21 protein-coding genes and 1 riboswitch are annotated in these 26,208 nt (G+C 66.2%); of the genes, 9 read left to right on the top strand and 12 right to left on the bottom strand.

Annotation, left to right across the window (positions count from 1 at the left end; translation table 11 throughout):
- Positions 1-92: 92 nt before the first annotated feature.
- On the top strand, positions 93-488 hold the full coding sequence (gene gcvH / locus AC5P7I_RS00975) for a glycine cleavage system protein GcvH (RefSeq protein ID WP_014648082.1): 396 nt from the start codon (positions 93-95) through the stop codon (positions 486-488).
- A gap of 775 nt (positions 489-1,263) precedes the next feature.
- Complete coding sequence (locus AC5P7I_RS00970; RefSeq protein ID WP_014648081.1) at positions 1,264-1,758, top strand: hypothetical protein; 495 nt, start codon at positions 1,264-1,266, stop codon at positions 1,756-1,758.
- 124 nt (positions 1,759-1,882) lie between these two features.
- Here the strand turns inward: AC5P7I_RS00970 and AC5P7I_RS00965 are convergent, their stop codons facing one another.
- Positions 1,883-2,776 (bottom strand): LysR family transcriptional regulator, encoded by an 894-nt coding sequence (locus AC5P7I_RS00965; RefSeq protein WP_014648080.1) that lies wholly within the window; start codon positions 2,774-2,776, stop codon positions 1,883-1,885.
- 114 nt (positions 2,777-2,890) lie between these two features.
- On the opposite strand from AC5P7I_RS00965, the gene AC5P7I_RS00960 reads away from it, so the two are divergent.
- Positions 2,891-3,649, top strand: a complete 759-nt coding sequence (locus AC5P7I_RS00960) for an SDR family NAD(P)-dependent oxidoreductase (RefSeq protein ID WP_262088055.1) — start codon at positions 2,891-2,893, stop codon at positions 3,647-3,649.
- Positions 3,650-3,751: 102 nt separating this feature from the next.
- On the opposite strand, the gene AC5P7I_RS00955 is transcribed toward AC5P7I_RS00960, so the two are convergent.
- The gene (locus tag AC5P7I_RS00955; RefSeq protein WP_014648078.1) at positions 3,752-5,152 is read right to left on the bottom strand and encodes a serine hydrolase domain-containing protein; all 1,401 of its coding nucleotides are present in this window, start codon (positions 5,150-5,152) and stop codon (positions 3,752-3,754) included.
- Between the two features lie 284 nt (positions 5,153-5,436).
- Between AC5P7I_RS00955 and AC5P7I_RS00950 the strand changes: the two genes are divergently transcribed.
- Together AC5P7I_RS00950 and AC5P7I_RS00945 are read left to right on the top strand one after the other, a co-directional pair.
- A complete protein-coding gene (locus tag AC5P7I_RS00950) occupies positions 5,437-6,765 on the top strand; it encodes an NTP/NDP exchange transporter (RefSeq protein ID WP_014648077.1) in 1,329 nt (442 codons plus the stop codon).
- A 76-nt stretch (positions 6,766-6,841) separates the two neighbouring features.
- Positions 6,842-7,192, top strand: a complete 351-nt coding sequence (locus AC5P7I_RS00945) for a DUF1304 domain-containing protein (RefSeq protein WP_032960857.1) — start codon at positions 6,842-6,844, stop codon at positions 7,190-7,192.
- A 479-nt stretch (positions 7,193-7,671) separates the two neighbouring features.
- Here the strand turns inward: AC5P7I_RS00945 and AC5P7I_RS00940 are convergent, their stop codons facing one another.
- From AC5P7I_RS00940 to AC5P7I_RS00930, 3 genes are all read right to left on the bottom strand, one after another.
- A complete protein-coding gene (locus tag AC5P7I_RS00940; protein WP_014648075.1) occupies positions 7,672-8,139 on the bottom strand; it encodes a hotdog fold domain-containing protein in 468 nt (155 codons plus the stop codon).
- Between the two features lie 75 nt (positions 8,140-8,214).
- Positions 8,215-10,692, bottom strand: a complete 2,478-nt coding sequence (locus AC5P7I_RS00935) for an acyl-CoA dehydrogenase (RefSeq protein ID WP_046432033.1) — start codon at positions 10,690-10,692, stop codon at positions 8,215-8,217.
- Complete coding sequence (locus AC5P7I_RS00930) at positions 10,689-11,606, bottom strand: alpha/beta fold hydrolase (RefSeq protein ID WP_014648073.1); 918 nt, start codon at positions 11,604-11,606, stop codon at positions 10,689-10,691. The genes AC5P7I_RS00935 and AC5P7I_RS00930 overlap by 4 nt, the downstream gene beginning before the upstream one ends.
- A 153-nt stretch (positions 11,607-11,759) precedes the next feature.
- Between AC5P7I_RS00930 and AC5P7I_RS00925 the strand changes: the two genes are divergently transcribed.
- The gene (locus tag AC5P7I_RS00925) at positions 11,760-12,362 is read left to right on the top strand and encodes a TetR/AcrR family transcriptional regulator (protein ID WP_005418411.1); all 603 of its coding nucleotides are present in this window, start codon (positions 11,760-11,762) and stop codon (positions 12,360-12,362) included.
- A gap of 141 nt (positions 12,363-12,503) precedes the next feature.
- Here AC5P7I_RS00925 and AC5P7I_RS00920 read toward each other — a convergent pair whose 3' ends face one another.
- The 3 genes from AC5P7I_RS00920 to hslO form a co-directional block, all read right to left on the bottom strand.
- Positions 12,504-15,380, bottom strand: coding sequence for a TonB-dependent receptor plug domain-containing protein (locus AC5P7I_RS00920; RefSeq protein ID WP_014648072.1), 2,877 nt, complete (start codon positions 15,378-15,380; stop codon positions 12,504-12,506).
- A 383-nt stretch (positions 15,381-15,763) separates the two neighbouring features.
- Positions 15,764-16,612 (bottom strand): XOO1806 family protein, encoded by an 849-nt coding sequence (locus tag AC5P7I_RS00915; RefSeq protein WP_014648071.1) that lies wholly within the window; start codon positions 16,610-16,612, stop codon positions 15,764-15,766.
- Positions 16,613-16,728: 116 nt separating this feature from the next.
- A complete protein-coding gene (gene hslO / locus AC5P7I_RS00910) occupies positions 16,729-17,622 on the bottom strand; it encodes an Hsp33 family molecular chaperone HslO (RefSeq protein WP_014648070.1) in 894 nt (297 codons plus the stop codon).
- Positions 17,623-17,699: 77 nt separating this feature from the next.
- Between hslO and mtgA the strand changes: the two genes are divergently transcribed.
- From mtgA to AC5P7I_RS00895, 3 genes are all read left to right on the top strand, one after another.
- Entirely contained in the window at positions 17,700-18,449 is a 750-nt protein-coding gene (mtgA, locus tag AC5P7I_RS00905) for a monofunctional biosynthetic peptidoglycan transglycosylase (RefSeq protein WP_262088054.1), read from the top strand.
- A 64-nt stretch (positions 18,450-18,513) separates the two neighbouring features.
- On the top strand, positions 18,514-19,533 hold the full coding sequence (locus AC5P7I_RS00900) for a glycosyltransferase family 2 protein (RefSeq protein ID WP_046432038.1): 1,020 nt from the start codon (positions 18,514-18,516) through the stop codon (positions 19,531-19,533).
- Complete coding sequence (locus AC5P7I_RS00895) at positions 19,493-19,924, top strand: CBS domain-containing protein (RefSeq protein WP_012511858.1); 432 nt, start codon at positions 19,493-19,495, stop codon at positions 19,922-19,924. Before AC5P7I_RS00900 ends, AC5P7I_RS00895 begins: the two co-directional genes overlap by 41 nt.
- Positions 19,925-20,488: 564 nt before the next feature.
- On the opposite strand, the gene AC5P7I_RS00890 is transcribed toward AC5P7I_RS00895, so the two are convergent.
- From AC5P7I_RS00890 to AC5P7I_RS00875, 4 genes are all read right to left on the bottom strand, one after another.
- Positions 20,489-22,462 (bottom strand): AsmA family protein, encoded by a 1,974-nt coding sequence (locus AC5P7I_RS00890; protein WP_262088053.1) that lies wholly within the window; start codon positions 22,460-22,462, stop codon positions 20,489-20,491.
- A gap of 82 nt (positions 22,463-22,544) precedes the next feature.
- Positions 22,545-23,183 carry a PAQR family membrane homeostasis protein TrhA gene (gene trhA / locus AC5P7I_RS00885; protein ID WP_005410682.1) on the bottom strand — a complete coding sequence of 213 codons (639 nt, stop codon included), beginning with the start codon at positions 23,181-23,183 and terminating at the stop codon, positions 22,545-22,547.
- Positions 23,184-23,343: 160 nt separating this feature from the next.
- Positions 23,344-24,948, bottom strand: a complete 1,605-nt coding sequence (locus AC5P7I_RS00880; protein WP_014648065.1) for a peptide chain release factor 3 — start codon at positions 24,946-24,948, stop codon at positions 23,344-23,346.
- A 66-nt stretch (positions 24,949-25,014) separates the two neighbouring features.
- Positions 25,015-25,899, bottom strand: coding sequence for a M23 family metallopeptidase (locus AC5P7I_RS00875; RefSeq protein WP_046432023.1), 885 nt, complete (start codon positions 25,897-25,899; stop codon positions 25,015-25,017).
- A gap of 148 nt (positions 25,900-26,047) precedes the next feature.
- Positions 26,048-26,166: riboswitch (SAM riboswitch) on the top strand.
- Positions 26,167-26,208 lie beyond the last annotated feature (42 nt).

Raw genomic sequence — 26,208 nt, 5'->3', positions numbered from 1 at the left:
CCGAACGTGCCGGTCGTCACTGACAGCAGTGGCGGCCGGTTGGTTACACTAGCCCCGTTTTTTCCACCCCTGCATATCTCTGGAGCAGTCCCATGAGCGAGATCCCCGGCGACCTCAAGTTCCTCAAGTCCCATGAGTGGGCCCGTGTCGAAGGCAATGGCCGCGTCACCGTCGGTATTTCCGACCACGCCCAGGGCCTGCTGGGTGACCTGGTCTACGTCGAACTGCCGGAAGTCGGCGCCGACGCCAAGGCCGGCGAACAGATCGCCGTCGTCGAGTCGGTGAAGGCCGCCTCGGACGTCTACAGCCCGATCAGCGGCAAGGTCGTCGAGGTCAACTCGGCCCTGTCCGACAAGCCGGAAACCATCAACGAAGATGCCTACGGCGAAGGCTGGATGTTCGTGATCGAACTGACCAACGCCGAAGAGGTCAACGAGCTGCTGGACCCGGACGCGTACGCCGAAGCCCTGGAGAACGACGACCACTGAGTCGTCGTTTCCGGATTCTGGAACGGCCACCTTCGGGTGGCCGTTTTTGTTTTGGCGACCGCGTCGGACTCATGACGCGGGGTTCGCTGCGCACCCTCGGCGTGGCATCAGCCGACAGGCGAACGGTGCCGATGGGCGTGCGCAGTTTTGCGCAAATCCGCGTTTCAGCCCCGCGCCGAAGCGTTCGAATGTGAAAACTTTTCGCCCCCCGTTGCGGCGCCGTTGTGCTGGCGTTGGCGGCGGTGCCGGTGACCACCGACGATGCGCGTACGCCGTTGTGCCTTGCCTGCGCCTGTCTACGCGGAGTGCTTATTTCAAGTGTTTTTTGATCAACGCCTGCATTGGCATCGATGCAGGCAACGTGCGTGCGCGCCGCTTCCACCGTCGTTGCAGGCCGTGCAGAGTGGTGGCGCCGGCGGCGCCCGGGAAGGCGCGGATGTGAAAATTTTTCGCGGGGGTTGTTGACAGTAAAAAAAACCGTGATTAGGTTTCGCCTCAGCAGACCTTGCCTGCCCAACCGAGTGCGCAGAATCAATCGTCCGATGCGAAGCAGCCCCTTCAAGACCACCGCGACCCTGATGACGGTGGACATGGCCCCGCTTCCCCCGGAGAAATGCAAGGCAACTCCCGTTCCGATGCCCGCTCCGCCGATCGAGGCGGGCATTGCCGCATCCGTAACGGCGCGCCTGACGCGCCGGCGGTCCCCGCACGCAGCATCCGCGGGTTTGATCCAACTGGGCGTTTCAACTCCCTATCACTGACGAGGAGCCATCCCATGGCAACCAAGAAAGCTGCGAAGAAGAAGCCCGCCGCCAAGAAAGCGGTGAAGAAGGTCGCGAAGAAGGCCGCTGCCAAGAAGGCAGTGAAGAAGGTCGCGAAGAAGGCAACCGCCAAGAAGGCAGTGAAGAAGGCTGCGAAGAAGGTCGCCAAGAAGACCACTGCGAAGAAGGCAGTGAAGAAGGCGGCGAAGAAGGTAGCCAAGAAGTCCGCTGCCAAGAAGGCCACCAAGAAGGTAGCCAAGAAGGCCACCAAGAAGACTGCCAAGAAGGCCGCGGCGCGCAAGCCGGCCAAGAAGGTCGCGAAGAAGGCCACTGCCAAGAAGGCCGTCAAGAAGACCGCCAAGAAGGCAGTGAAGAAGACCGCGAAGAAGGCCACCAAGAAGGCTGCCCCGAAGAAGGCAGCGAAGAAGGTTGCCAAGCGCAAGCCGGCCGCCCGCAAGAAGAAGGCCGCTCCGGTCGCTCTGCCGGCAACCCCGGCGCCGCTGATCTAAGTACTTCCCGATAGCCGCATCCTGAAACCCCCTTCCCTGGCTGCCCAGCGGGGAGGGGGTTTTTTTATGGGCCACTTGTAGCGTCGAGTCGAGCCAGGCTCGACCGCTTTGCTGACGGTCGGCGCTAGCCGTGCGGCGCCGCTGGAAAGCGCTCCATCAGGAAGTCGAGGAAGCTGCGCAGGCGGGTGGAGTGGTAACGGTCGTGCGCATAGACCACGTGCATCGGCCGACCGGCCTGACCGTATTCCGGGAACAGCTGCACCAGACGCCCCGCCTCGACATCGGCGGCCAGCAGCAGCGTCGATTGCAGGACGATGCCAAGGCCGTGCAGCGCCGCCGAACGCAGCGCTTCGCCATTGTTGATCTGCAGTCGGCCGTCGGGCACGTGGTCGAGCTCGCCAGCGTCGTGCTGCAGCCACTGGGCAAGCGCACTCGGTTCGAACGACAGGCATTGATGGCCGGCAAGTGCGTGCACGCTGCGTGGCGTGCCGTGCCTGGCCAGATACGCCGGCGATGCGCACATCATCAAGCGATAGGGGGCCAGTGCTCGGGCCACCAGCACGCTGCTGTCGGCCAGCGTGCCGATGCGCAGTGCCGCCTCGAAGCCCTCTTCGGCCAGGTCGACCACACGATCGGTCAGCGTGGCTTCGACCCGGACATCCGGATGACGGGCCATGTACTCGGCCAGTGCCGGTACCAGCGCGTGTGTACCGAAGATCACCGGTGCGCTGATGCGCAGCGTGCCCGCCGGTGAGAGCTGCTGGTGCTGCGCCTGCGCGTCGGTTTCCTCCACCAGGCGCAGGATCTCCTTGCAGCGCGCGTAGTAGTCCTCGCCGAACGGTGTCATGTGCTGGCGCCGGGTGGTACGGCTCAACAGCTGCATGCCCAGCCGGGCTTCCAATGCGCGCAGGTGCTTGCCGGCCATCGTTGCCGAGATATCCATCGCCGCGGCTGCCGCACTGAGGCTGCCCTTGTCCACGATCAGCACGTAGACCTGCATGCTCTCCAGCAGGTTCATCTGACACCCCGGGTGTTGAATGCTGAAACCTGCGTGGAGTTTATCAATCAGGGGTGATCAAACAGCATGTCGTGCACGGACCGGATTCGCCGGCCACGCTGACAGGAGAACACCATGGACTTGAATCTTGCTGGCCGTACCGCGTTGGTGACGGGCGCGGCCAGCGGCATCGGTGCCGCCGTCGCCAGGCAGCTGGCGGCCCAGGGCGTGCGCATTGCCATCACGTCGCGGCAGCGGGCACCGCTGCAGGCGCTGGCGGCGCGGGTCGAAGCCGAAGGCGGCGCTGCACCGGTCATCGTGGCCGGCGATGTCACGGTTGCCGGCGACCTCCGGTACATCGCGGACGCATCCCGTGAGGCATTGCAGCGTGTCGACATCCTGGTCAATGCCGCAGGCGGTTCCCGGCCGACCACGGTCGATGCCGATGACGATATCTGGGAGGAAGCGATCGCCCTGAACTTCTCCGCCGCACGACGGCTGACCCAGGCGCTGTTGCCCGGCATGCAGGCGCAGGCATGGGGACGGGTGATCAATTTCAGCGGTTCGATGGAACCGCGCGCGGTGAACGCGGCCACCGCGGCGAAGGCGGCATTGCACCTGTGGAGCAAGGGCCTGTCGTCGGAGGTGGCGGGGCAGGGCATCACGGTGAACGCGATTGCACCGGGGCGCATCAACAGCGCGCAGATCCTGGACCGCCTGCACCCCACCGAGGAAAGCAGACGCGCGTTCATTGCCCGCAACATCCCGATCGGACGCTTTGGTGAACCGGAGGAAGTGGCGCCGCTGGTGGCGTTCCTGGCCTCGCCGCTGGCGGGTTACATCACCGGTGCGGTGATTCCAGTGGACGGCGGCATGCACTACTTCGCGCACTAGCGCTGCGGAACTGCAGAGCCGAGCATGGGCTCGACGCTGCAACGGCCAACAAAAAGGGCGACCGATGGGCCGCCCTTCGCACACACGGTCGAGCCCGCCTGGTCAGCGCGGCGAAGCCACCGCGCGGTTGCCCGAGGCGCCCTTGCCCTTGCGCTTGTCCTGCTGCGCCGGGCTTGCGCCCTCGGCCATCAGGTTGTCGCTGCCGAAGTCGGTGTCCACGTCCAGCCAGCGCTGCGCCGGCAGGCCGAGCGCCGAGTCGAGCACGGTCGGCAGCAGGCCGCTGGGCAGGCCGCTTTCGCCATTCCAGAGGATGGCGATGCCGAGGTCACGTTCCGGCACCAGCGCGACCAGGCCGCGATAGCCCTGCACGGCACCTGCATGGAACACCACGTCGTGGCCGGCGTAGTCGAAGGTACGCCAACCCAATGCGTAGCCCGCCGAGTGCAGGCGCTCACGGCGCCAGCCCGAACGCATCTCGCCCGGCGTGTTGATCAGGCTTGAATGCAGGGTGGCCAGCAGCGGTGCCGGCAGCACGTCGGGGCGATGGCCGGTGTGGGCCAGCAGCCACTGCGCCATGTCGCTGGCGCTGGCGTTGACGCCAGCCGCCGGAGCGACGCGGTAATAGGTGGGCTTGGGCGTCAGCGAGACCCAGCCGTTGCGGCTGCGCACGTGCGGACGCGCCCAGCGCGAGCTGGCCTGGATGCCGGCCAGGCCGAGGCTGGCATCATTCATGCCCAGCGGCTTGAAGATGCGGCGCTCGACCGACTGCTCGTAGAAGCTGCCCGAGGCCGCATAGACCACGTCGCCGATCAGGCTGAAGGCCACATTCTGGTAGGCGTAGCAGTCGCCCGGCAGGCATTTCAGGCTGGTGTTGGCCAGCTTCTGGGTCAGCGCGTAGTACTCGGCGTTGCCTTCGATGTCGCGGTCGTAGGCGTTGTACGGCAGGCCGACGCGATGGCTGAGCACGTCGGCCACGGTCAGGCGGTCGGTGGCTTCGGGCGAATTGAGGCGGAAGCCCGGCACGTAGTCGGTGACCTTGCTGTCCCAGCGCAGCGTGCCGTCGTTGACCAGCAGGCCGGCCATGGTGCCGGCGAAGGCCTTGGACAGCGAGGCCAGGCGGAACACGGTGTGCGCATCGACCGGCAGCGGGTTGTTGACGTCGGTGACGCCATAGCCACGCGCGCTGAGAATGCGGCCGCCCTGCACGATCGCCACCGCCATGCCTGGCACGCGCTCGCCATAGGTCAGCTGCTGCGCCATCGATTCGATGTTGGCGACGTTGAAGCCAGCCGCCGGCGCCTGGACGCGCGGCACCAGACCGGTGCGGTAGGCCGCAGGCTGGGTGTGGGCGACGGTGGCAGCCGTCGCGGATTCGATGTTGGTCGGCATCGGCGGCAACGCCGGCGGTGTCTGCGCGGTGGTGGACAAGGCAACGGGCATCAACATGCCCAGCAAACCGGTGGTCGCCGAACGGATCGGACGACGCAGGCTGTTCTTTTTCATCGGTTGGACCCGTGCGCGACTGCTGATGGCGATTCTAGCGCCGCTTTTCCCCTGTGCACAAACAAAGCGAAGATGAATGCGCATCTTGTTGAAAAAGTTGGAATTTTGACGCCCCGAAAGTGTGTATCGGAACGTGTCGTCCAGGCCGGTCGTCGCGTCCGTCCGCAGGCGCGAGGGCGCGTCACGCTGGCGATGTTGCAGTGCATTGGCTAACGTACGCGCTTCACCGCCCCGGAGCCCGCCATGCTGCTGTCCAACCGCCGTCTGTGGGCGAGGGGCGCTGCATGAGCGCTGCATCGGGCAAGGGGCCGCTGCAGGGCCTGGCGGCGGCGCTGCGCGAGTCGCCGGCGCTGTGGTGGTCGTTCCTGTACTTCTTCTGCCTGCTCAGCGGCTACTACGTGCTGCGCCCGGTGCGTGAGGCCATGGCCGCCTCGGCGGACCTGGAAACGGTGTTCCCGCCCGTGCTGATCACCTGGTTCGCCAGCCATGGCATCGCGTTGAAGGACTTCGTCCTGCAGTTCCTGTTCTCCTGCGTGTTCGTGATCATGCTGGTGCTGCAGCCGGTGTACGGCTGGCTGGTCAGCCGCTTCCCGCGCCGTGTGTTCCTTCCCGTGGTGTACGGCTTCTTCATCGTCACCCTGCTGGGGTTCTACGCACTGTTCGACAGTCACGTGCCAGGGCGGGGCATGGCCTTCTTCCTCTGGGTGATGGTCTTCAACCTGTTCGCGGTGGCGGTGTTCTGGAGCTTCATGGCCGACGTGTTCTCCAACGCACAGGCGCGTGCCTACTACGGCTACATCGGTGCGGCCGGCACCGTTGGCGCGTTCCTCGGCCCGTTGATCACCAGCGCGCTGGCGCAGCGCGTGGGCATCGCCAACCTGATGCTGGTCTCGGCAGCATTCCTGGTCGTGTGCCTGTTGTGCATCTGGCGGCTGCGGCATTGGGCGGTGCTGCGCGAACGCGAGCAGCAACTGGTGTCCGGCGAGCAACCGATGGGCGGCAGCGTGCTGGACGGCCTGAAACTGATCGTGCGCGAGCCGCTGCTGCGCTGGTTGGCGGTGATGGTGGTGTTCGGCGTGGGCGTCGGCACGCTGCTGTACAACCAGCAGGCCAGCATCGTGCGCGCGGCGTTTACCGACCCGGCGGCCAGTACCGCGTTCTTCTCGCGCATCGACCTGGCGGTGAACGCGCTGGCGCTGCTGATGCAGGTGGGCCTGACCCGCTGGCTGCTGTCGCGCCACGGCATCGCGCCGGCGCTGCTGATTCCCGGTTTCGCGATCCTGATCGGCTTCTCGGTGCTGGCAGCCTCGCCGATGCCGTTGATGGTCGCGGTGGTGCAGGTGATGACCCGCGCCAGCGAATTCGCACTGGCCAAGCCGGCGCGCGAGACCATCTACACGCGCGTGGACCGGCAGTGGCGCTACAAGGCCGGCGCGGCGATCGACACCGTGGTGTACCGCGGCGCGGACCTGGGGTTCACCTGGATCCACAAGGCACTGACCCTGTTCGGTTCGCACGTGGTGTTCATCGGCGGCGTGCTGGTGGCCGGCTTCATGACCCTGGCTGCGTTCGGCGTGCTGCGCGAAGAAAAGAAGCTGCCGCGCGACCGTTGATTTGCCGGGGTCAGGGCCCTTTCCCGCGGGGAAAGGGCGCTGACCCCATTCTCCTTCCCTGTCCAAGGAACCGCACATGTACTGGATCGCACTCGCCCTGACCTTGCTGGTCGCACTGCTGCACGTCTATTTCCTGGTGCTGGAGATGTTCCTGTGGACCCGCCCGCTGGGCCTGAAGACCTTCCGCAACACGCCGGAGAAGGCCGGGGCCACGCGCGTGCTGGCGGCCAACCAGGGCCTGTACAACGGCTTCCTGGCGGCAGGCATCGTGGTGGGGCTGGTGATCGATCAGCCGGTGCTGGTGACGTTCTCGCTGGCCTGCGTGGTGGTGGCGGGGTGCTATGGCGCGTACAGCGTGAGCCGCCGTATTTTCATGATCCAGGCGATGCCGGCGATCCTGGCGTTGGTGTTTCGCGCGCTGGCGTAGTTTCCAGCCAACGGCGCAGCCCCTCGTGGGTTGGTCGCGTGGAGCGGGTCATGTGTTGGGTGTGGCGGGTGGGCCGTGCAGGGGACGCTGCAAGTACGTCCATGTAAGCTCGATGGCGCCATCCATGGCGCCAACGCCCCTGAACGGCCCACCCGCCACACCCCTGACAGTTTCAGGGCGCGGCCAGCCCACGGAGAAGAAAAAGAAGTTCAAGAGCAACAGCAACAGCAAAAAGCGGCCGGTGGGCCGCTTTTGCTTTTGCTTCTGCCCTTCTTTTTTCTCTTGCGTGGGTGGACGCCGCAGAGATGCGTCCGAGGCTGGGGGCGGTGGGTTCGCGGGGGTGTCCGCGGCATGGATGCCGCGGCCAAGCCCCCAGGGATGGGTTCACGGCGTCCCCCGCGAACCCACCGTCCCCAGCCCAACCAGGGCTTTCCGCGATCAACCGTCCACCCACGAGGGGCTGCGCCGTTCGCGGGGACCTACTTCGCCGGCGACAACCACATGTCGATCACCGCGCTGAACACCTCCGTGCCCGCACGGTCGCGCACGCTCACCGTCACCGGCAGCGCATAGCCCTCGGCCGCGACGACAATCGGCTGTGCCGGCAACGCCACCGCCTGCAGCGTGCCACGTGCCTTGGCCAGGTACTGCACCTGCATCCCCTTCGGGATCCAGCGCATGCCCTTCGGCAGCGATGCATCGACCATCAACCCGGCGGTCAGTTCGGCCAGGTTGCACATCGCGATCGCGTGCACCGTGCCGATGTGGTTGCGCACCCTGCGGCGGTCGGCCAGCGTGCCTTCGCAGCGGCCGTGTTCCAGGCGGGTGATGCGTGGCGCGATGCTGGCGAAGTAGGGCGCCTTGAAGCACACCGCGCGCGAGAACAGCCAGGTGCCGGCGGGCCAGCGCTGCAGCCGGTGGTAAAGCGAGAGCAGGGGCGTGGACATGGTGGGTATTCCGGTCGGCGGATAAAGCGACGGCGGGCCGAGGCCCGCCGTCGAAGCAACGCGTGTCGCGGGCGATCAGGCTGCCTGCGAATGCGGGTCCTTGTGCTGGCGGTCGTAGTAGCTGGCCGCGCGCAGTTCGTGGGTGTCGAAGTCGTCCACGGTGATGGTGTCCAGGGTCAGCGTGCGCAGCTCTTCCAGCAGGCTGCGCTCATCCTGGGTGATCACGCCCTCGGCCACGGCTTCGTCCAGCTGCGCCTTGAAGTCCAGCGCCTCGATGCCCTTGCTCTTCAGCGCCTTCAGGAACTTGCGCTCCACCGGCTCGGCCATGATCGCCTTGCTCAGGTAGCTGTTGATACGGCCGCCCGGGTTGTTCTCGCACGGGGTCAGGAACACGCCACTGGCCAGACGGTCGCGGGCTTCATTCGGCGCCATCAGCAGGGCGGCGACACGACGGCTCAGGCGATCGCCCGGAGCCTCGGCACGACGGCCCAGCGGGAAGATCAGTGCCCACATCAGCCAGCCGATCGGACGGATCGGGAAGTTGCGCAGTGCGGCCGACAGCGACTCTTCGATCTTGTGCACGCTGTCATGGAAGGCCCAGGCCAGCAGCGGCTGGTCGGCCTGCGGTGCGCCTTCGTCGTGGTAGCGCTTGAGCATGGCGCTGGTCATGTAGACGTGGCTCAGCACATCGCCCAGGCGGCCGGACAGCGATTCCTTGAACTTCAGCTTGCCGCCGAGGGTCATCATCGAGATGTCGGCCATCAGCGCCAGGTTGGCCGAGTAGCGGTCCAGCTTGCGGAAGTAGCGGCGGGTATAGGCGTCGCCCGGGGCGGCACCGAAGCGCGCGCCGGTCAGGCCGAACCAGAACGAACGCACGGCATTGGAGATGCCGAAGCGGATGTGGCCGAACAGGCTGCGGTCGAAGTCCTGCAGGCCGGCGCGGGTATCCGGATCCTGCGCGGCCTTCATTTCCTTCAGCACCCACGGGTGGCAGAGGATCGCACCCTGGCCGAAGATCAGCAGGCTGCGGGTCATGATGTTGGCGCCTTCCACGGTGATCGCGATCGGCGCGGCCTGCCAGCTGCGGCCAGCGAAGTTGCGCGGCCCCAGGATGATGCCCTTGCCGCCGATCACGTCCATCATGTCCGAGATCACTTCGCGGCTCATGGTGGTGCAGTGGTACTTGGCGATCGCCGACGGCACCGACGGCACGTCGCCACGGTCAACCGCGGCGGCGGTGGCCTGCGACAGCGCACTGATCTTGTACGCCTTGCCGCCGATGCGGGCCAGCGCTTCTTCCACGCCCTCGAAGCGGCCGACCGACAGGCCGAACTGCTTGCGGATGCGCGCATAGGCGCCGGTCACCGCGGCACCGGCCTTGGCACCACCACTGGCGGTGGACGGCAGGGTGATCGAGCGGCCCACGGCCAGGCACTCGTTGAGCATGTTCCAGCCCTTGCCGGCCATGGCCGCGCCACCGATCAGCTGGGTCAGCGGAATGAACACGTCCTTGCCGCGGATCGGGCCGTTCTGGAACGTCGAGTTCAGCGGGAAGTGGCGACGGCCGATTTCAACGCCGGCGGTGTCGCGCGGCAGCAGGCCCAGGGTGATGCCGATGTCGCGGGTATCGCCGATCAGGCCATCCGGGTCGTACATGCGGAACGCCAGGCCGATCAGCGAAGCGACCGGGGCCAGGGTGATGTAGCGCTTGTCGAAGGTGAGCTTGACGCCGAGCACCTGCTCGCCGTTCCACTCGCCCCTGCAGACGATGCCGTAGTCCGGGATCGAGGTGGCGTCGGAGCCGGCGAACGGACCGGTCAGGCCGAAGCAGGGCACTTCGCGGCCATCGGCCAGGCGCGGCAGGTACTGGTCCTTCTGTTCCTGGGTGCCGTAATGCACCAGCAGTTCACCCGGGCCCAGCGAGTTGGGCACGCCGACGGTGGAGCTGACCACCGAAGACACCGACGCCAGCTTCTGGATCACCTTGTGGTGGGCCAGTGCGGAGAAGCCCAGCCCGCCATATTCCTTCGGGATGATCATGCCGAAGAACTTGTTCTTCTTGATGAAGGCCCACAGTTCCGGCGGCAGGTCCGCATGGACATGGGTGATTTCCCAGTCGTTGACCATCGCGCACAGCTCTTCCACCGGGCCATCGAGGAAGGCCTGTTCCTCGGCGGTCAGCTGCGGCTTGGGATAGTTGAGCAGGATGTTCCAGTCCGGATCACCGGTGAACAGTTCGCCCTCGAAACCGACCGAACCGGTTTCCAGTGCGATGCGCTCGGTCTGCGACAGCGGCGGCAGCACCTTGCGGAACACCTTCATCATCGGGCCGGTCAGCAGCGGCTTGCGGATGAACGGCAGCAGCAGCGGCACGGCGATGACGGCCAACACGGCGGCCGCGACGATCGTGGCGGTCTGGTTGACGTAGGGAATGAACCAGCAGGCGGCCAGCAGGGCCACGCTGATCAGCGTCCAGGTAACCAGCCGCATGCGGTGGTAGGCGACGAACGCGCCTGCCAGCAGCAGGGCGAGGAAGGGAAGAACGATGCTCATGAGCGTGCTCCGGTGACGTGCTCGTTTGTGGCGGACGAAGCCGCAGCGTCCGCTGCGGGCAACACGTCCAGATAGTCCAACACAGTAGCGGTAAAGGCGTCGTTGTCATCGCCGGCGACCATATGGGTGGCCTGCGGCAGCTGCACATGGCGCGCATGCGGCGCCAACGCCAGGAACTCGGCCACGGTCTGCGGCGTGACCAGGTCGCTGCGTCCGCCGCTGACCAGCAGCAGCGGGCACTTCACCTGGCGCGCGGCCTCGGCCAGTGCGTCCTGGTGCTGTTCGCTGTCGCGGGCCAGTTCGGCCACCAGGCGCGGATCCCAGTGCCAGCGCCAGCGGCCGCGGCCGTCCTCGCGCAGCAGCGCACGCAGCGACTGCTCGGATTTGCGCGGACGGTGCGGCATGTACGCCGAGATCACGTCGGCGGCCTGGGCCAGCGAAGCGAAGCCGTCGGGATGGGCGGTCATGAAGGCGAGGATGCGCTCGACGCCGGCGGTATCCCAGCGCGGGGTGATGTCGACCAGCACCATCGCCGAGAACAGGCCGGGCCAGCGCGACTCGGCCAGCAGGCCGAACAGCCCGCCCATCGATGCGGCAACCAGTACCGGCGGGCGCGGCTGCTCGCCGGCCAGCACGATCAGGTCATCGGCGAACTGTTCGCCGTGATAGGGCAGGTTGGCGGCATTCCAGTCCGAATCGCCGTGGCCGCGGGCGTCGTAGGCCAGCGTCTGCAGGCCGGCGGCATTCAGTGCGCGGGCAGTGGCATTCCAGGCGTGGCGGGTCTGGCCGAAGCCATGCGCGAACAGCACCCGGCCGCGCCGGCCATGGTCGCTGGCGGTGGCGGCCAGGCGAGCGCCATGGGCGGCGTCCAGGCGCAGGTCATGGAACGCAGCGGGAGGTGGGGACGTAACCATACTTGCTAGTATGGATCGGTTCGGGGGGAAGTCAATACTGCACGGTATGGTGCGCTGCGGAAGTCCCCTGAATGGACCTCGCCTGGGAGGCTGCGACGGTTTCGACCGCAACCGCGTACTGCAACGAACCCCGGCGTATGGTTAAATCAGCCCATGAATCAACCTGACGCTTCCGCCGGCGAACCGCGCGCCGGCCGCAACAGCCGCCTGAGTGCCGAAGACTGGGCCCAGGCGGCCCTCGATCTGATTGCTGAACAAGGTGTCGGCGCCGTCGCGGTGGAGCCGCTGGCACGGCGGCTCGGCGTCACCAAGGGCAGTTTCTACTGGCATTTCCCTTCGCGCGATGCATTGCTGCAGGCGGCGCTGGAACGCTGGGAACTGTTCGAACAGGAACAGGTGTTCGGCAGCCTGGAAGACGTACCTGATCCGCGCGTGCGCCTGCGCCAGCTGTTCCAGATGGTGGCGCATGAAGTGCAGCCGCACATCATCTACAGCGAGCTGCTGAAGGCACTGGATCATCCGATGGTGCGGCCGGTGATCGACCGCGTCTCGCAGCGCCGCCTCGATTATCTGGTCGCCTCGTTCCGCCAGGCCGGCCTCAGCTCGACCGATGCACGCCATCGCGCGCGCCTGGCCTATGCCGCCTATGTCGGCTTCCTGCAGTTGTCGCTGCAGCTGCAGCAGCCCAAGCAGGCGCGCGAGGATTTCGAAGCGTACGTCGAGCATCTGATCGAGACGCTGATTCCGAACGGATGAGCGCCCGGGAATGATGTCGAAGGAAGGCCGCGGCGACACCGCGGCCTTTTTTGTTGCGCGCCGGCCAGCCTCCGTCCATGGCGCACAAAGAACAACGGCCCCTTGCGGGGCCGTTGCTGCATCAGCTGATCAGAGTGCCGATCAGAACTTCTGCTTGTACTGCATGTACATGAAGCGACCGATGTCGTAGCCACCGTAGTAGGAGAACTGCGAGTTCGGTGCCGAGTACATCTGCGGGCCGTAGTGGTCGAACACGTTACGTGCGCCGACGGCGATGGTCGCATTCCACGGTGCGTTCCAGGAAACCTGGACGTCGTGGAACATGGTCGAACCACGCTTGTTCATCGGCTGGTCGCGCACCGGATCCGGCGAACCGAAGTCCGGCAGGCTGCACTCGTCGCTGTAGTAGCAACGCTCCTTGACGCTGGAGAAGTAACGGGTGCCCCAGGTCACGCCCCAGTCGCCACGCTCCCAGCCCAGCACCAGGTTCGAACGCAGGCGGAAGTTGCTGCCGAAGCCATTGAGGATCGACACAGGCACCTGCTGCGCATTGGTGGTCTTCAGCACGTTCTTGGTGACGTAGCTGTTCTGCAGGTTGGCGTTGAAGGTACCCCAGCTGTCGGTCTCGAAGCGGTACGCCACGTCGAAGTCGAAGCCTTCGGTTTCCTGGTAACCGGCGTTACGCGGTGCGTAGGTCAGGTTGATCACGTTGTGACGGTTCGGATCACGGGTGAACGAGTTGCAGCGCTCGGCGATGCCAAGCACGTAGCAGTCATTCAGCTGGTCATCCGGGCTGTCGGTGACGATCGTGTTGGTGATCTTGATGTTCCACCAGTCCAGGCTCATGTTCAGGCCCTGGGCGAAGGTCGGGCTCCACACCAGGCCAACGGTCTTGGACTTGGACTTTTCCGGAGTCAGGTTCGGGTTGGAGACGGCGTTGAACGGGTCCGGCGTCTGCTCATCCGGACCGCTGGCCGGCACGTAGCCCTGGCGCAGCTGGCGGAAGGTGCTGGCGGTCGGGCCGATGGCCGCGGCGCAACGGGCAGCGACGCCCGGCTGGCCGGTCGAACCGAAGTCGGTATCGCACGGATCGGTGAAGTACGCGAAGGTCTGCGAGCTGCCACCGTACAGATTGTCGATGGTCGGCGCACGGAAGCCTTCGGCGTAGGTCGCACGCACCAGCAGCTGGTCGATCGGCTTCCACTTCAGGCCGAACTTGTTGTTGGTGGTGTTGCCGAAGGTGCTGTACTTCGAGTAGCGCGTCGCGGCGTTGAAGCTCAGTTCCTTGGCACCCGGCAGGTCGGCCAGGATCGGAACATTCAGCTCCAGATAGACTTCGTTGACGTCGTAACCACCACCGGTCGGGCCGGCGGCCAGGTCGGTCGAGTAGCCGGTCTGCGACAGGGCGTCCGGATTGTACGAACCCTTGTCCTCGCGGTACTCGTAACCCAGCGCGAAGCCCAGGTCGCCGGCGGGCAGGGTGAACAGGCTGCCGGCGATGTTCGCGTAGTAGGTCTTGGTGGTGACTTCACCGGTGTTCTTGGTGGTCGGGAACAGGAACTGCTGCAGATCCGGGTTGCCGGTCAGGCCACCGTCACCGGTACGGCCGTACGGAATGGCCGGGTTCCACGGCAGGCAGCCGCCGGCGCCCGGGCCATAGATCGGGTTGGAGCCATCGACCAGGCCTGCTGCCGTGCCGCACTCGACGCGGCCGGTGGCCGGGTTGTAGAACGACGGGCCGGTGGCGGCATTGACCGCCAGCACGTTGTAGTTGCCGGTCTGGCTCTGCTGGTTCTCCGAGTTCTGGTAGATGTAGCCGGCTTCCCAGTCGAAGTACTTGTCATTGAACTGGAAGCTGCCCTGCAGGGCGCCGGTGAAGCGGAAGGTGGTCAGCTTGTTGGTCGACAGGCGCGGCACTTCCCAGCCACGGCGCATGAAGCCCATGTCCTTGCCGAAGGGGTTGTAGTAGCTGTCGGCATCCCACTTGGCACCCAGGCGCTCATACGACGCAGACTGCAACGGATAGCCTGCGACCTGGGCCTGCGACTCACGACGGGTGTACAGCAGGTCGGAGACGAAGCGGATGTTGTCGGTCAGGTCGTACTGGACGTTGGCGAACACCGAGCGACGCTTGGTCGGCGTCAGCAGGTGCATCTGCGTATTGGAGTTGCTGGTGTCACCGGTGATGCCGGCGAAGTCCTGGTCGTGGTACTGGTTGACGTCGCGGTAGTCGCCACCGCGGTTCAGCACCAGCCAGTCATCGGTATCCGGATCGATGATGGTGCCCCACTGGCTGACCGGGCTCCAGTTCTGGGCCGGGTGGAAGGTGGTGCGCGGATAACGGCTGAACCAGCGATCCTTGGCCCACACTTCCTTTTCTTCGGCGTACTCGGCGCCGATGGTGATCGAACCGCGGTCACCGGTGAAGCCGGCCACGAAGTCGTAGCTGGTCTTCTGGCCGTCGCCTTCGCCGTACTGGCCGACGTAGGCGTTGGCTTCCAGGCCCTGGAAGTTCTTGCGGGTGATGATGTTGATCACACCGGCGATCGCGTCGGAGCCGTAGATCGACGACGCGCCGTCCTTCAGGACGTCGATGCGCTCGACGATGGCCGACGGAATCTGCGACACGTCCTGCAGGCCGCTGACGCTGGCGCCGAGGCGCTTGCCGTCGACCAGCACCAGGGTGCGTTCGGCGCCGAGGTTGCGCAGGTCGATGTAGAAGCCACCGACGGCTTCACCGGAGGACAGCGGCTCGGAACGGCTGATGGCCGGGCTGCCGGCTGCGGCGATGTTCTGCAGGACGTCGGCGACCGTCTTGAAACCGCTCTTCTCGATTGAAGCGCGGCTGATGCTCAGAACGGGCTGGGCGGTTTCGGTATCGACCTGACGGATGCGCGAACCGGTGACCTCGATGCGGTCGAGGTTGGTGGCTTCCTGGGCGTGCGCCGTCGCGGTGGTGGCACCGGCGACAAGCGCGATCACAACTGCGTCACGCAGCTGGCTGGACTTGAGTTTCATTGGCTCTCTCTCTCCAAGAAATCTTGGCTGGGGTTAATGCCCGGCGGGGGAGCGAAAAAGCGCTCCCAAATCGCGAGGCTGACCCGATAGTAACGGGCGTTCGCCAAGAATTAAAGCTGTGTTAATCAAGCCTGTGATTTTGGTAAAGATGCGCTTTTCCCATGCCACTCAATAGTTTACGGGCATGGTCAGAGCGCTCTGCCTCGTTTGTTAACGCAGAATGATGAAAAAAGTTTCGATTGAAATGTATCTCACTATGTCGGTGCGCAGCGTTTCATTGCCCAGCGGCGATACCGGTTACGCAAGTGCGCGGCAGGCTTGCACATGCAAAAGGCGCCTTTCGGCGCCTTTGGGAATATCGTTGCTGAGCCTGTTTACCGGGATCAGAGATCCTGTTCGTAGCGCACATACGGCACGGTGCCGTCGTCGTTGCTTTCGTTGCGCGGGGAGAACGGATTCTTGCCGCGGCTGATCACATTCTCGGCGCCGACGGTGAGCTGGCCGGACCACGGGGTACGCCAGGTCAGGCCGATGCCCAGGCCTTCCCACTTGCCGGGCTTGCCCGGGACGTCGACCACGCGGCCGATGATGCTGCCGGTGAAGTTGCCGTAACCGGCGCCGATGCTCAGGCTCTTGCTGTCCCAGCGATCGACGATGGCCGGCGAGGCGTCGGCCAGCGGAACCAGGCGCGCCTTGGCGTAGGTACCGGCGATGGAGACGAAGCCTTCGCGACCGATGTTCTTCTGCGCGAACACGGTCAGATCGTTCTGCTCGGCACGCAGCGAGGGCGTCTTGTTCGGGCCCGACAACCAGGCGGGCAGGGTTTCACGGCCAGTGCCGGCGGTGATGCCCAGGCGGCTGTTGCCGCGGTTCAGCGCGGCGGTACCGCTGAAACGACGGCTGTTCAGATCATCCTCGTCGCCCAGGCTGGCCAGCATGCAATGGCTGGCCAGACCGCTGATGCTGGTGCCGCTGCTGCTGTTGCAGAGCAGGCCCAGCGAATCGCCGGAGGACAGGCCAAAGGCCGCGTCCAGCGAGTTGCGGCCGAAATGCCAGCGGGCGCCGGCCGCCTGTTCGCCGGTCGGCTCAAGGTACAGCAGCGCCTCGACCTTGCCGCTGCCCTTGTTCCAGACCGGCAGCACGGTGCGGGTGTCCTTGCTCTGCGCATGCACGCCCGTGATCGCGCCAAGGGCGATCAGCAGGGCCAGCGGTAGACGCAGGAAGGTACGCATCGGACCAGTTCAGACAGGGACAGACAACGGAAGTTCCCGTGGGGACGGGAACTCGATCCTAGGGTGTTTATGAATTCTTAACAAGCCTTGATCCTCCCCAGGTACAAGACTGCCGTTCACTGAAGTCGTTCAGGCGCCGGTACAGCCCCCTGGGCGCCGTGGAACAGTATGCCGAACTCCGTCAATGGAAAGTGATACTCGCGTCCGCAGAATTCGCAACGCACCTCGACGGCGCCAGTGTCCTCGGCGGCCGCTCGGGCCTCCTCTTCCCCCAGCGACTGCAGCATGCCGGCCACCCGCTCGCGCGAGCAGGAGCAGGCGAAGGAGAGCGGCTTTTCACCCAGCAGCTCCGGCCGCTCCTCGTGGAACAGGCGGTGCAGCAGCTGCTCGGCCGGGGTCGCCAGCAGTTCGGCCTTGCCCAGGGTCTCGAACAGGGCGCTGGCGCGCGCCCAGCCATCTTCGTCGCCTTCGTCGCCCGGCAGTTTCTGCAGCAGCAGGCCGGCGGCACCGTTGCGGTCGGCCGCCAGCAGCAGGCGGGTGGGCAGCTGCTCCGACTGGCGGAAGTAGTCCTCGAAGGCCTCGTCCAGTTCCGGCGCGGTCAGCGCGACCAGACTCTGGTAGCGCTGCGGCTCGCGCGGGTCCAGGCCGGGGTTCTCGATGGTGATGGCGAGGATGGCGTCATCGCCGAGGCTGGACAGGTCACGCGGCGCGTCGGCGCCTTCGCTGAGCTGGGCGATGCCACGCAGGGTGCCGCCCGCGGTGCATTCGGCGAACAGGGTGCGCAGGGCAGTGCTGCTGCGCAGCTGCACTGACAGGCGGCCGTCGATCTTGGTGTGGCCGGTGAACAGGGCCGAGGCGACACAGGCCTCGCCGAGCAGCTCGGCAGCGGCGTCCGGGTACACGGCGTGGGACAGGATTTCCTGCCAGGTGGCCTGCAGGTGCACATGCACGCCGCGGACGCCGGCGTCGGGGAGCAGGAAACGGATCAGGGAATCGGAGTTGGCGGTCATCGGCTCACATCGCGCGTAAACGGGGGCGGTTGCCGGATAATGCGCCGACAACCAGACAGAAGAAGGATGCACCAGTAATGGGGGCAGCGGGAGAGCAGCACAAGGTAGTGGCGGAGGTGGCCGCGCCGCGCCGGCGGTGCTGGCGCTGGAAGCGGCTGCTGTGGCTGCCGGTGCTGCTGGCTGCTTTCAGCTGCCTGCAGGTGCTGGTGCTGCGCTTCATCGACCCGCCGGTGTCCACGGTGATGCTGTGGCGCTACGGCGAGGCGCTGGGCGAGGCGGACTGGTCCTATCGGCTGCATTACCAGTGGCGCGACCTCGACCAGATGGCGCCGAGCCTGCCGATCTCGCTGGTGGCGGCCGAGGACCAGCGCTTCCCCGACCACAATGGCTTCGATCTGCAGGCCATCGAAAAGGCCCGCGACCATAACGCCAGGGGAGGGCGCCTGCGTGGCGCCAGCACGATCAGCCAGCAGGTGGCCAAGAACCTGTTCCTGTGGCAGGGCCGCAGCTGGATCCGCAAGGGCCTGGAAGTCTGGTACACGGTGCTGATCGAGGCGCTGTGGCCGAAGGAGCGCATCCTGGAGATGTACGCCAACATCGCCGAGTTCGGTGATGGTGTGTACGGTGCGCAGGCGGCAGCCCAGAAATACTGGGGCAAGGACGCGGCCCGGTTGAGCCCGGCCGAGAGTGCGCGACTGGCGGCGGTACTGCCGGCACCGCGACGCTACAACGCGGCCGCACCGGGGCCGTATGTGCAGCGGCGCGCCGCATGGATCCAGCGCCAGGCGCGCCAGCTGGGAGGCGCGTCATACTTGTCGGAGGACTGAGGCAGGCGTGGCGTGAGCGGCGGGCGACGGGTCGTGCGCCTGGCCGGCAATGTACAATCCGGGCATGACCCGCGAACGGCTCACTTTTGTCATCGCCGCCTACAACGAGGCCCTGGCATTACCGCTGCTGCATCCACGGCTGTGCGCGGTGCTGGACGGCATGCCCGACATCGACGGCCACATCCTCTATGTGGATGACGGCAGTCATGACCGCACATGGGAGGTGATCGCGGGGTTGGCCCAGGCTGATGCGCGCGTCTCGGCGCTGAAGCTGTCGCGCAACTTCGGCAAGGAGGCGGCGCTGACCGCGGGCCTGGATCTGGTGCACGAGGGGGCAGCGATGATCCTCGATGCCGACGGCCAGGACCCGCCGGAGCTGGTGCCGCAATTCGTCGCGCGCTGGCGCGAGGGCCATGACAACGTCTACGGCACGCGCATGGCCCGCGATGGCGAGTCCTGGATCAAGCGCGCCACGGCAGCGATGTTCTACCGGGTGATGGGTCGCCTGTCGCGTACGCCGATTCCGGCCGATACCGGAGATTTCCGCCTGCTGTCCCCGCGCGCGCTGAGCGCCCTGCGCGGGATGCGTGAGCGCCACCGTTTCATGAAGGGGCTTTTCAGCTGGGTAGGCTTCAAGCGGATTGCCGTGCCCTATCACCGCCACGCGCGCGTGGCCGGCACCAGCAAATTCAGCCTGTGGCGGCTGTGGAATTTCGCCCTCGAAGGCATCACCGGCTTCTCGACTGTGCCGCTGCGGGCTGCCACCTACCTGGGACTGGCAACCGCCGCAGTCGCGTTCGTGTTCGGCCTGTGGGTGATCGTGAAGGCGGCGCTGTATGGCGACCGGGTGGCGGGTTGGCCGACGATGATGGCGGTGATCCTGTTCCTGGGGGGAGTGCAGTTGATCGCGCTGGGGCTGGTGGGAGAGTACCTGGGGCGGCTGTACGAAGAGTCCAAGCAGCGGCCGTTGTACCTGGTTGACGCGTGGCTAGCATCCGCCGTGGCAGACTCGGCCCTGCAACCCACCCTCGGAGGGCAGGCAGATGACGACGGTACGACAACTGTTGGATGGCAAGTCTCCTGAAGTACATGCGGTCGCGCCGGACGCGGCGGTGATCGATGCGATCCGGTTGATGGCGGAAAAGGGCATCGGTGCGGTACTGGTGATGGACGGGCCGCGGCTGGTCGGGATCCTGTCCGAGCGTGACTACGCACGCAAGATCGTGCTGCGTGATCGTTCATCGCGCGATACCGCGGTGGCGGAGATCATGACGGCGCAGGTGGTGACGGTGTCGCCCGGTGAGCAGGTGGAGCATTGCCTGCAACTGGTGACCGACTACCGCATCCGCCATCTGCCGGTGGTGGAGGGCGCGCAGGTGCTGGGGGTGATCTCCATCGGTGACCTGGTGAAGTCGGTGATTGATGCGCAGCGGCGCGAGCTGGACCAGCTGCAGCAGTACATCGTGGCGGGGTGAGGTGTTCACCGGCGGGCCTGCGGCCCGCCGGCCCGCTTTTCGAAGCTCAAAGCCAAAGCCAAAGCCAAAGCCAAAGCCAAAGCAGCGCCTTCCTGATGCGGGGGAGGCGGAGGGCATGGCCATGCAGGACACGCCGTAAACCCCGCTCCGCGGTCCGGCCCAGCCGCTGGCGGCTGTGCGTTCGGGCGCTTGCGAAGCAGTGCTTCGCAAGCAAAGCGCCCTCACCCATGGGGGCTCGATGGCGCCTTGCTCGTGTGCGCTGTCCTGCGCACACGGCAAGACCGGGGTTGGGCGTCCTGTCCAACCCGCCCGAGGCATGCCTCGGGCCCATGGCGCCAACGGTCCTGCACGGCCATGCACTCCGCCTCAGGACTCGTCCCGCGAGTGCGGTGGGTTGCCGCGTCGGTTGACTGCCTTTGGTAGCTGCCAACCTTGGTTGGCAACAGCTTTTGACTTTGCTTTTTTCTTTTGACTTTGAATTTCCGCTCTCGTTCCGCGCGCGCAGGAAACTGTCACTCGTCCCCCTCAAACCACGATCAGTCCAGGCGCCACGAACGAACGCTCCTACTTCGCATACTGCCCCCCGCAGTCGGCATCCTTGCCCGGCCCCAGTTCGATGGTTGCCAGCAATGCCGCCGGCGGGGCGATGCTGCCCAGTGCCAGGGCCACCGCGCCGCGGATGCCCAGCGCCTTGAAGTCCGGGCGGAACGACGGGTCCTTGAAAGTGCCGGCGATGTGCAGTGGCGAGCGCAGCACCAGGATGCTCTTGTCCTTCGGGCGTGGCTTCAACAGCAGGTCCAGGCTCTCGTCGCGCAGGCTGACCGTGCCTTCGCCGATGAGGATCGTGTCGGTGGTATCCACCGCCAGCGCCTGGCTGGTCATCAGGCCGTCGCGCACGCCGAAGTCGGCGAAGGCGCAACGCAGGGGAATCTGCTTGTCGCCGGTCACCAGGAATTTCAGCGACTCGGTGATGTCCAGGCCGGCCAGTTCCATCACCAGGTTGCCGACATGGCCACGGCCCATCGCCAGGCCGACCTTGCCGCTGCTGCTGCCGAGCATCGCGGCGATCGAATTGCCGCGGCCACTCAGGTCCACCTCGCCGCCGATGCCGCCCTTGGCCTGTTCGGCCAGCTTGGCGTCGGGGAACAACTGGCCAAGCTGCACACCGCGCACACTGGCCTTCAGCGCGGTACTGATCTGCGGCTGGCGCGCGTCCATGCGGATCGTGCTGCGGATGTCGCCGCCGGCGACGCCGAAGTTCAGTGGGTCCAGCCGCAGCACACCGTCATCCAGCAACAGGTGTGCATCCATGTCGTCCAATGGCAATGACGGCGCGTTGATGCGGTGGGCTTTCCAACGCACGTCGGCATCCATCGCACGCAGCTTGCCGAGGTTGTAGGGCGTGTCCGGCAACACACGCGCACGCGCGGCGACCCGTGCGGCCTCGGCCTTCTGCTCTGCATTGGCGGTTTCGCCGCCGCCGGTCTTCGGTGGCGCACCGACGAAGCCGGCCAGGTCATCGAAGTCCAGGCGTCTGGATTCCAGCGTGGCGGTCAGTCGCGGGCGCGCGCCTCCCACTTCGAACTGCAGGTTGCCACCGAGGTCGCTGTCGCCGACCTTGCCGGTGAACTGCTCGTAACGCCAGAGGTCGTGGTCACGCTTGAGCCGACCGTTCAACGCGTAGGGCGGGGACGGCGGAATGGCGATGCCGAGCAAGGGGTAGAGGTCGGCCAGGTCCTGGCCGCTGAGCGCGAACTGCAGGTCGAACACGCGCAGCTGGAAGGGATTGGTCAATGTGCCGCTGGCGACGGCGTGGGTGGCGCCAGCGCGACCGTCGAGGTGGATGAGGAACGGGTGGCCGCTGTCGGTCAGCTCCAGCGGTGATTCAGTACCACCGCGCAGGGTGAACGGATTGCCCTGCCAGCGTCCCTTGCCCTGCACCAGCAGCGGTGGCGCCGCGTCGGCCTGTTTCGGCTGGCCGCTGCGCACGTCCACGCGGATATCGGTGCGGCCGAGCGCATCGAGGAACTGCAGGCGACCGTCATCGACGCGCAGCCGTTTGAGCTGGGGGCTGGTCCTGCCGGCGCTGTCACCGAGGAAATCCCAGTTGCCCGGTTCGCCTTTGCGCGGGGCGGTTTCCAGCAGCACGTCCGGCCGGGTCAGGCGCACTTCGGGCAGCTGCACGCTGCCGCGCAGCAGGGGCCAGACCCGCACGTCGATCTCGACGCGGTCGGCGCTGGCCATATCGGGTTGTTTCGCCCAGCTGGCATTGGCGAAGGTGACCGCATCGGCGCGGATCGTGCTGGTGCGGCCGAGGTCGACATCAAGGTTCCCGATGTGCAGCACGCGGCCGGTGCGTGCCTGCACCGCGCGCTCCACCGGCCCCTTGAACCAGTTCCAGTCCCACAACGCGATCAGTACCAGGATCGCCGCCAGCAGGAAGATCAGGATCGTGAGCCAGCGCCGGCCTCGTGGGCCGGGGCGGCGGAGGCGCCAGCGGGGCGTGCGCTTTGCGGCAGGGGAGGCGGCAGCATTCACGCTGCCATGGTTGCCCCCTCTTCGTGGACAGGGCGCGAAGCGACCATGTGCATGGTGTGCACGCGCTGCCGTCGAGCGGCCGTTACAGCACCTGCATGGTGACCGCGACGAAGTGGCAGACGCTGCCGCCGATCACGAACAGGTGCCAGATGGCATGCGAGTACGGGATCGATTCACGGTGGTAGAAATAGGTCCCCAGCGTGTACGACAGGCCGCCGGCGAACAGCCAGGTGAGGGTGCCGCCATCGATCGAGGCCCACATCGGCTTGATCGCCACGACCACCAGCCAGCCCATGGCGATGTAGATCACCGTTGAGAGCACCTTGAAGCGGCCGGTGTAGAACAGCTTGAACACCACGCCGCCCAGCGCCAGCGCCCAGATCGCGGTGAACAGGCCCCAGCCCCACGGACCGCGCAGGCCGATCAGGGTGAACGGGGTATAGGTGCCCGCGATCAGCACATAGATCGCGCAATGGTCGAACACCTTCAACCGGCCCTTGGCGACCGGATGCTGGATGGCGTGGTACAGCGTGGAGGCGGTGTACAGCAGCAACAGCGCGATACCGAATACGATCGCGCTGGCCAGCTGCCAGCCGTCGCCGTAGATCGCCGCCAGGGTGATCAACACCGCGCTGGCTGCCAGGGCGAATACCGCGCCCAGGCCATGGGTCAGGGCGCTGGCGATTTCTTCACGGATCGAAGCAATGGACGTCGTGGACATGGCGTAGGCATTGTTCGCGGGGAGGGGGACCCGCACCCCCCTATCATCGCCGCGATGGGCGATGCGTGCACGCCTGTCACCGTATGGTGGGTGAATGCCTGCCTTGCCTTGGCTGGGGTCAGAGCCCTTTCCTGCCGGAAAGGGATCCGACCCCGTGGCATCAGCCTGCCGAAACGGTATGCGCCGCTTCGCGGGTGGCAGAGAAGCGCACGTCCGGCGAGCGTTCCTGGGCCAGCTGCAGGTTGACCCGGGTCGGCGCCAGGTAGACCAGGTGCCCGGCGGCATCCAGCGCCAGGTTCAGCGCGTTCTTCTCGCGGAACTCTTCCAGCTTCTTCTCGTTGCTGCAGTGGACCCAGCGCGCAGTGGTCACGCTCACCGGCTCGAAGGTGGCTTCCACGCCGTACTCGTCCTTCAGGCGGTAGGCGGCCACATCGAACTGCAGCACGCCGACGGCACCCAGGATCAGGTCGTTGCTGGTGAGCGGGCGGAAGAACTGGGTCGCGCCTTCCTCGGACAGCTGGGCCAGGCCCTTCTGCAGCTGCTTGAGCTTGAGCGGATCGCGCAGGCGGGCGCGGCGGAACAGTTCCGGGGCGAAGTTGGGGATCCCGGTGAAGGTGACCGCTTCGCCTTCGGTGAAGGTATCGCCAATGGAGATGGTGCCGTGGTTGTGGATGCCGATCACATCGCCCGGCCACGCCTCGGCGGCGATCTCACGGTCGCTGGCCATGAAGGTCAGCGCGTTGGCCAGCTTCATTTCCTTGCCGGTACGCACGTGGAAGGTCTTCATGCCGGCGCTGAAGCGGCCCGAGCAGACCCGCATGAAGGCCACGCGGTCGCGGTGCTGCGGGTCCATGTTGGCCTGGATCTTGAACACGAAGCCGGTCAGCTTGTTTTCTTCCGGGGCGATCTCGCGGCCGGTGGTGGAGCGCGCCTGCGGTGCGGGTGCGTGTTCGACGAAGAAGTCCAGCAGCGGCTGCACGCCGAAGTTGTTGACGCCCGAGCCGAAGAACACCGGCGTCTGCTTGCCCTCGCGATAGGCCTGCAGGTCGAACGGGTGGCTGGCGCCCTGCACCAGTTCCAGCTCGTCGCGCAGGTCGGCCAGCATCTGTGCACCGATCTTCTCGGCCAGGCCGGGAGCATCGATGGACGGGAAAATGGTCGAGTCCTGGCGGGTGAAGTTGCGGCCCGGTTCGTACAGGTGCACTTCGCCGGTCAGCAGGTGGACCACGCCCTTCAGGCGCTGGCCCATGCCGATCGGCCAGGTGACCGGCGCACACTGAATGCCGAGCACGGTTTCCACTTCATCCAGCAGCTCGATCGGGTCCTTGCCCTCGCGGTCGAGCTTGTTGATGAAGGTCATGATCGGGGTGTCGCGCAGGCGGCACACTTCCATCAGCTTGATGGTGCGCTCTTCCACGCCCTTGGCCACGTCGATCACCATCAGCGCCGAGTCCACCGCGGTCAGCACGCGGTAGGTGTCTTCGCCGAAGTCGGCGTGGCCGGGGGTGTCGAGCAGGTTGACGATCTTGCCTTCATACGGGAACTGCATCACCGAGGAGGTGACGGAGATGCCGCGCTCCTTTTCCAGCGCCATCCAGTCGGAGGTGGCGTGGCGGGCAGCCTTGCGGCCCTTGACCGAACCGGCCATCTGGATCGCGCCCCCGAACAGCAGCAGCTTTTCGGTCAGCGTGGTCTTGCCGGCGTCAGGGTGGGAAATGATGGCGAAGGTGCGGCGACGCGACGCTTCGTTGGCGACTTCGGACATGGCAGTGGCGCCCGCCCGGGGCGCTCTTCAAAGAGATAAGCGCCCGATTATACCGGCCTGGGGCGGTCAGCGCCCGGTACCGCCTTCGGCCTCGCCCTGGCGGGCGAACTGCAGCTGGCCCTGCTCGGCGAAGATGCGCACCGGCACCGAGCGCAGGCCCATGCCGCGATTGACCTGCACCACGAAGTGCAGGTGCGGGGCACTGCTGTAGCCGCTGTTGCCAGACAGGCCGATCGGCTGTCCGGCCCCTATCGCCTGGCCACGACGCACGCGCATGCCGCCGGCCTGCAGGTGGCCGTACAGCGCCATGCTGCCGTCGCTGTGCAGCACGCGGATGAAGTTGGCGCGGGCACCATCGCGTTCGCGGTCCTGGCCGTTGCCACGGAAGCCATCCTGGATCTGCATCACCGTACCCTCGCGCGCGGCCAGCACCAGGGTGCCCTCCGGCAGTGCGAAGTCGACCGCGTCGCGGTTCTCCTCGTCGTCATGGCTGAATCGTCCCTGCGGCGCCTGGTCCACGCGCAGGCGCGCCGCATCGAATGGCAGGCGGTAGGCGACATCTTCGGCCTGTGCGGCCGGGTTGCCCGGCACCGACTGCAGGCGCAGATCCAGCATGCGGCCATCGATCGGGGCGGGCAGGTGGCCGACTACCAGGCTGCTGTCGCCCTGGATCAGCGACTCGACCGGGAGGCCTTCGACCGGGTGCCCGGGGGCGGCGCGCAGCTGGATCTGCAGCGGCCCTGCCAGCCCGTTGTCGATCCGGGCCTGCCATTGCGTACCGACCGGCTGCAGGCGCAATTGGGCCATGGGGGCGGCGCCCTCGGCACTGCCTGCGCGGGTGGCCGGGGCGGAAGGGGGAGCCAGTCCCCAGCCCTGGCGCCAGTCGCCGGCGTGTGCGGTCGCGCTCGCCAGCAGAGGCAGCAGCAGGCAGGACAGGGGCAGGCGCGACATCGGCGTTTCCAGCGGAATGGACCGCCCGGACTGTACCCGATCCTGAACAGGGCGACCGGGACGGCCTTCGCATAGCTGTCCCAAGAATATTCATCGCTTTATCCGCATGAAGGGATTGACAGTGCCGGAAAGGGCTGGCATCGTGGCCCCACCATCGAGACCGGCAGAGGGACAGGCCCTTTGAAGCCGGGGCAGCCCGCAGGCGCGCAAGCGTCTGCGTAGGTGCCAAATCCTGCGGGGACCGTGGCGTCCACCGAAAGATGGTTCGAACCATGCACCACACGTGCATCTCGAACGCGGGCCCCGCGA

Source organism: Stenotrophomonas sp. YJH_SMC_138 (assembly GCF_059369855.1).
This window is presented reverse-complemented; position numbering and strand designations above follow the sequence as displayed.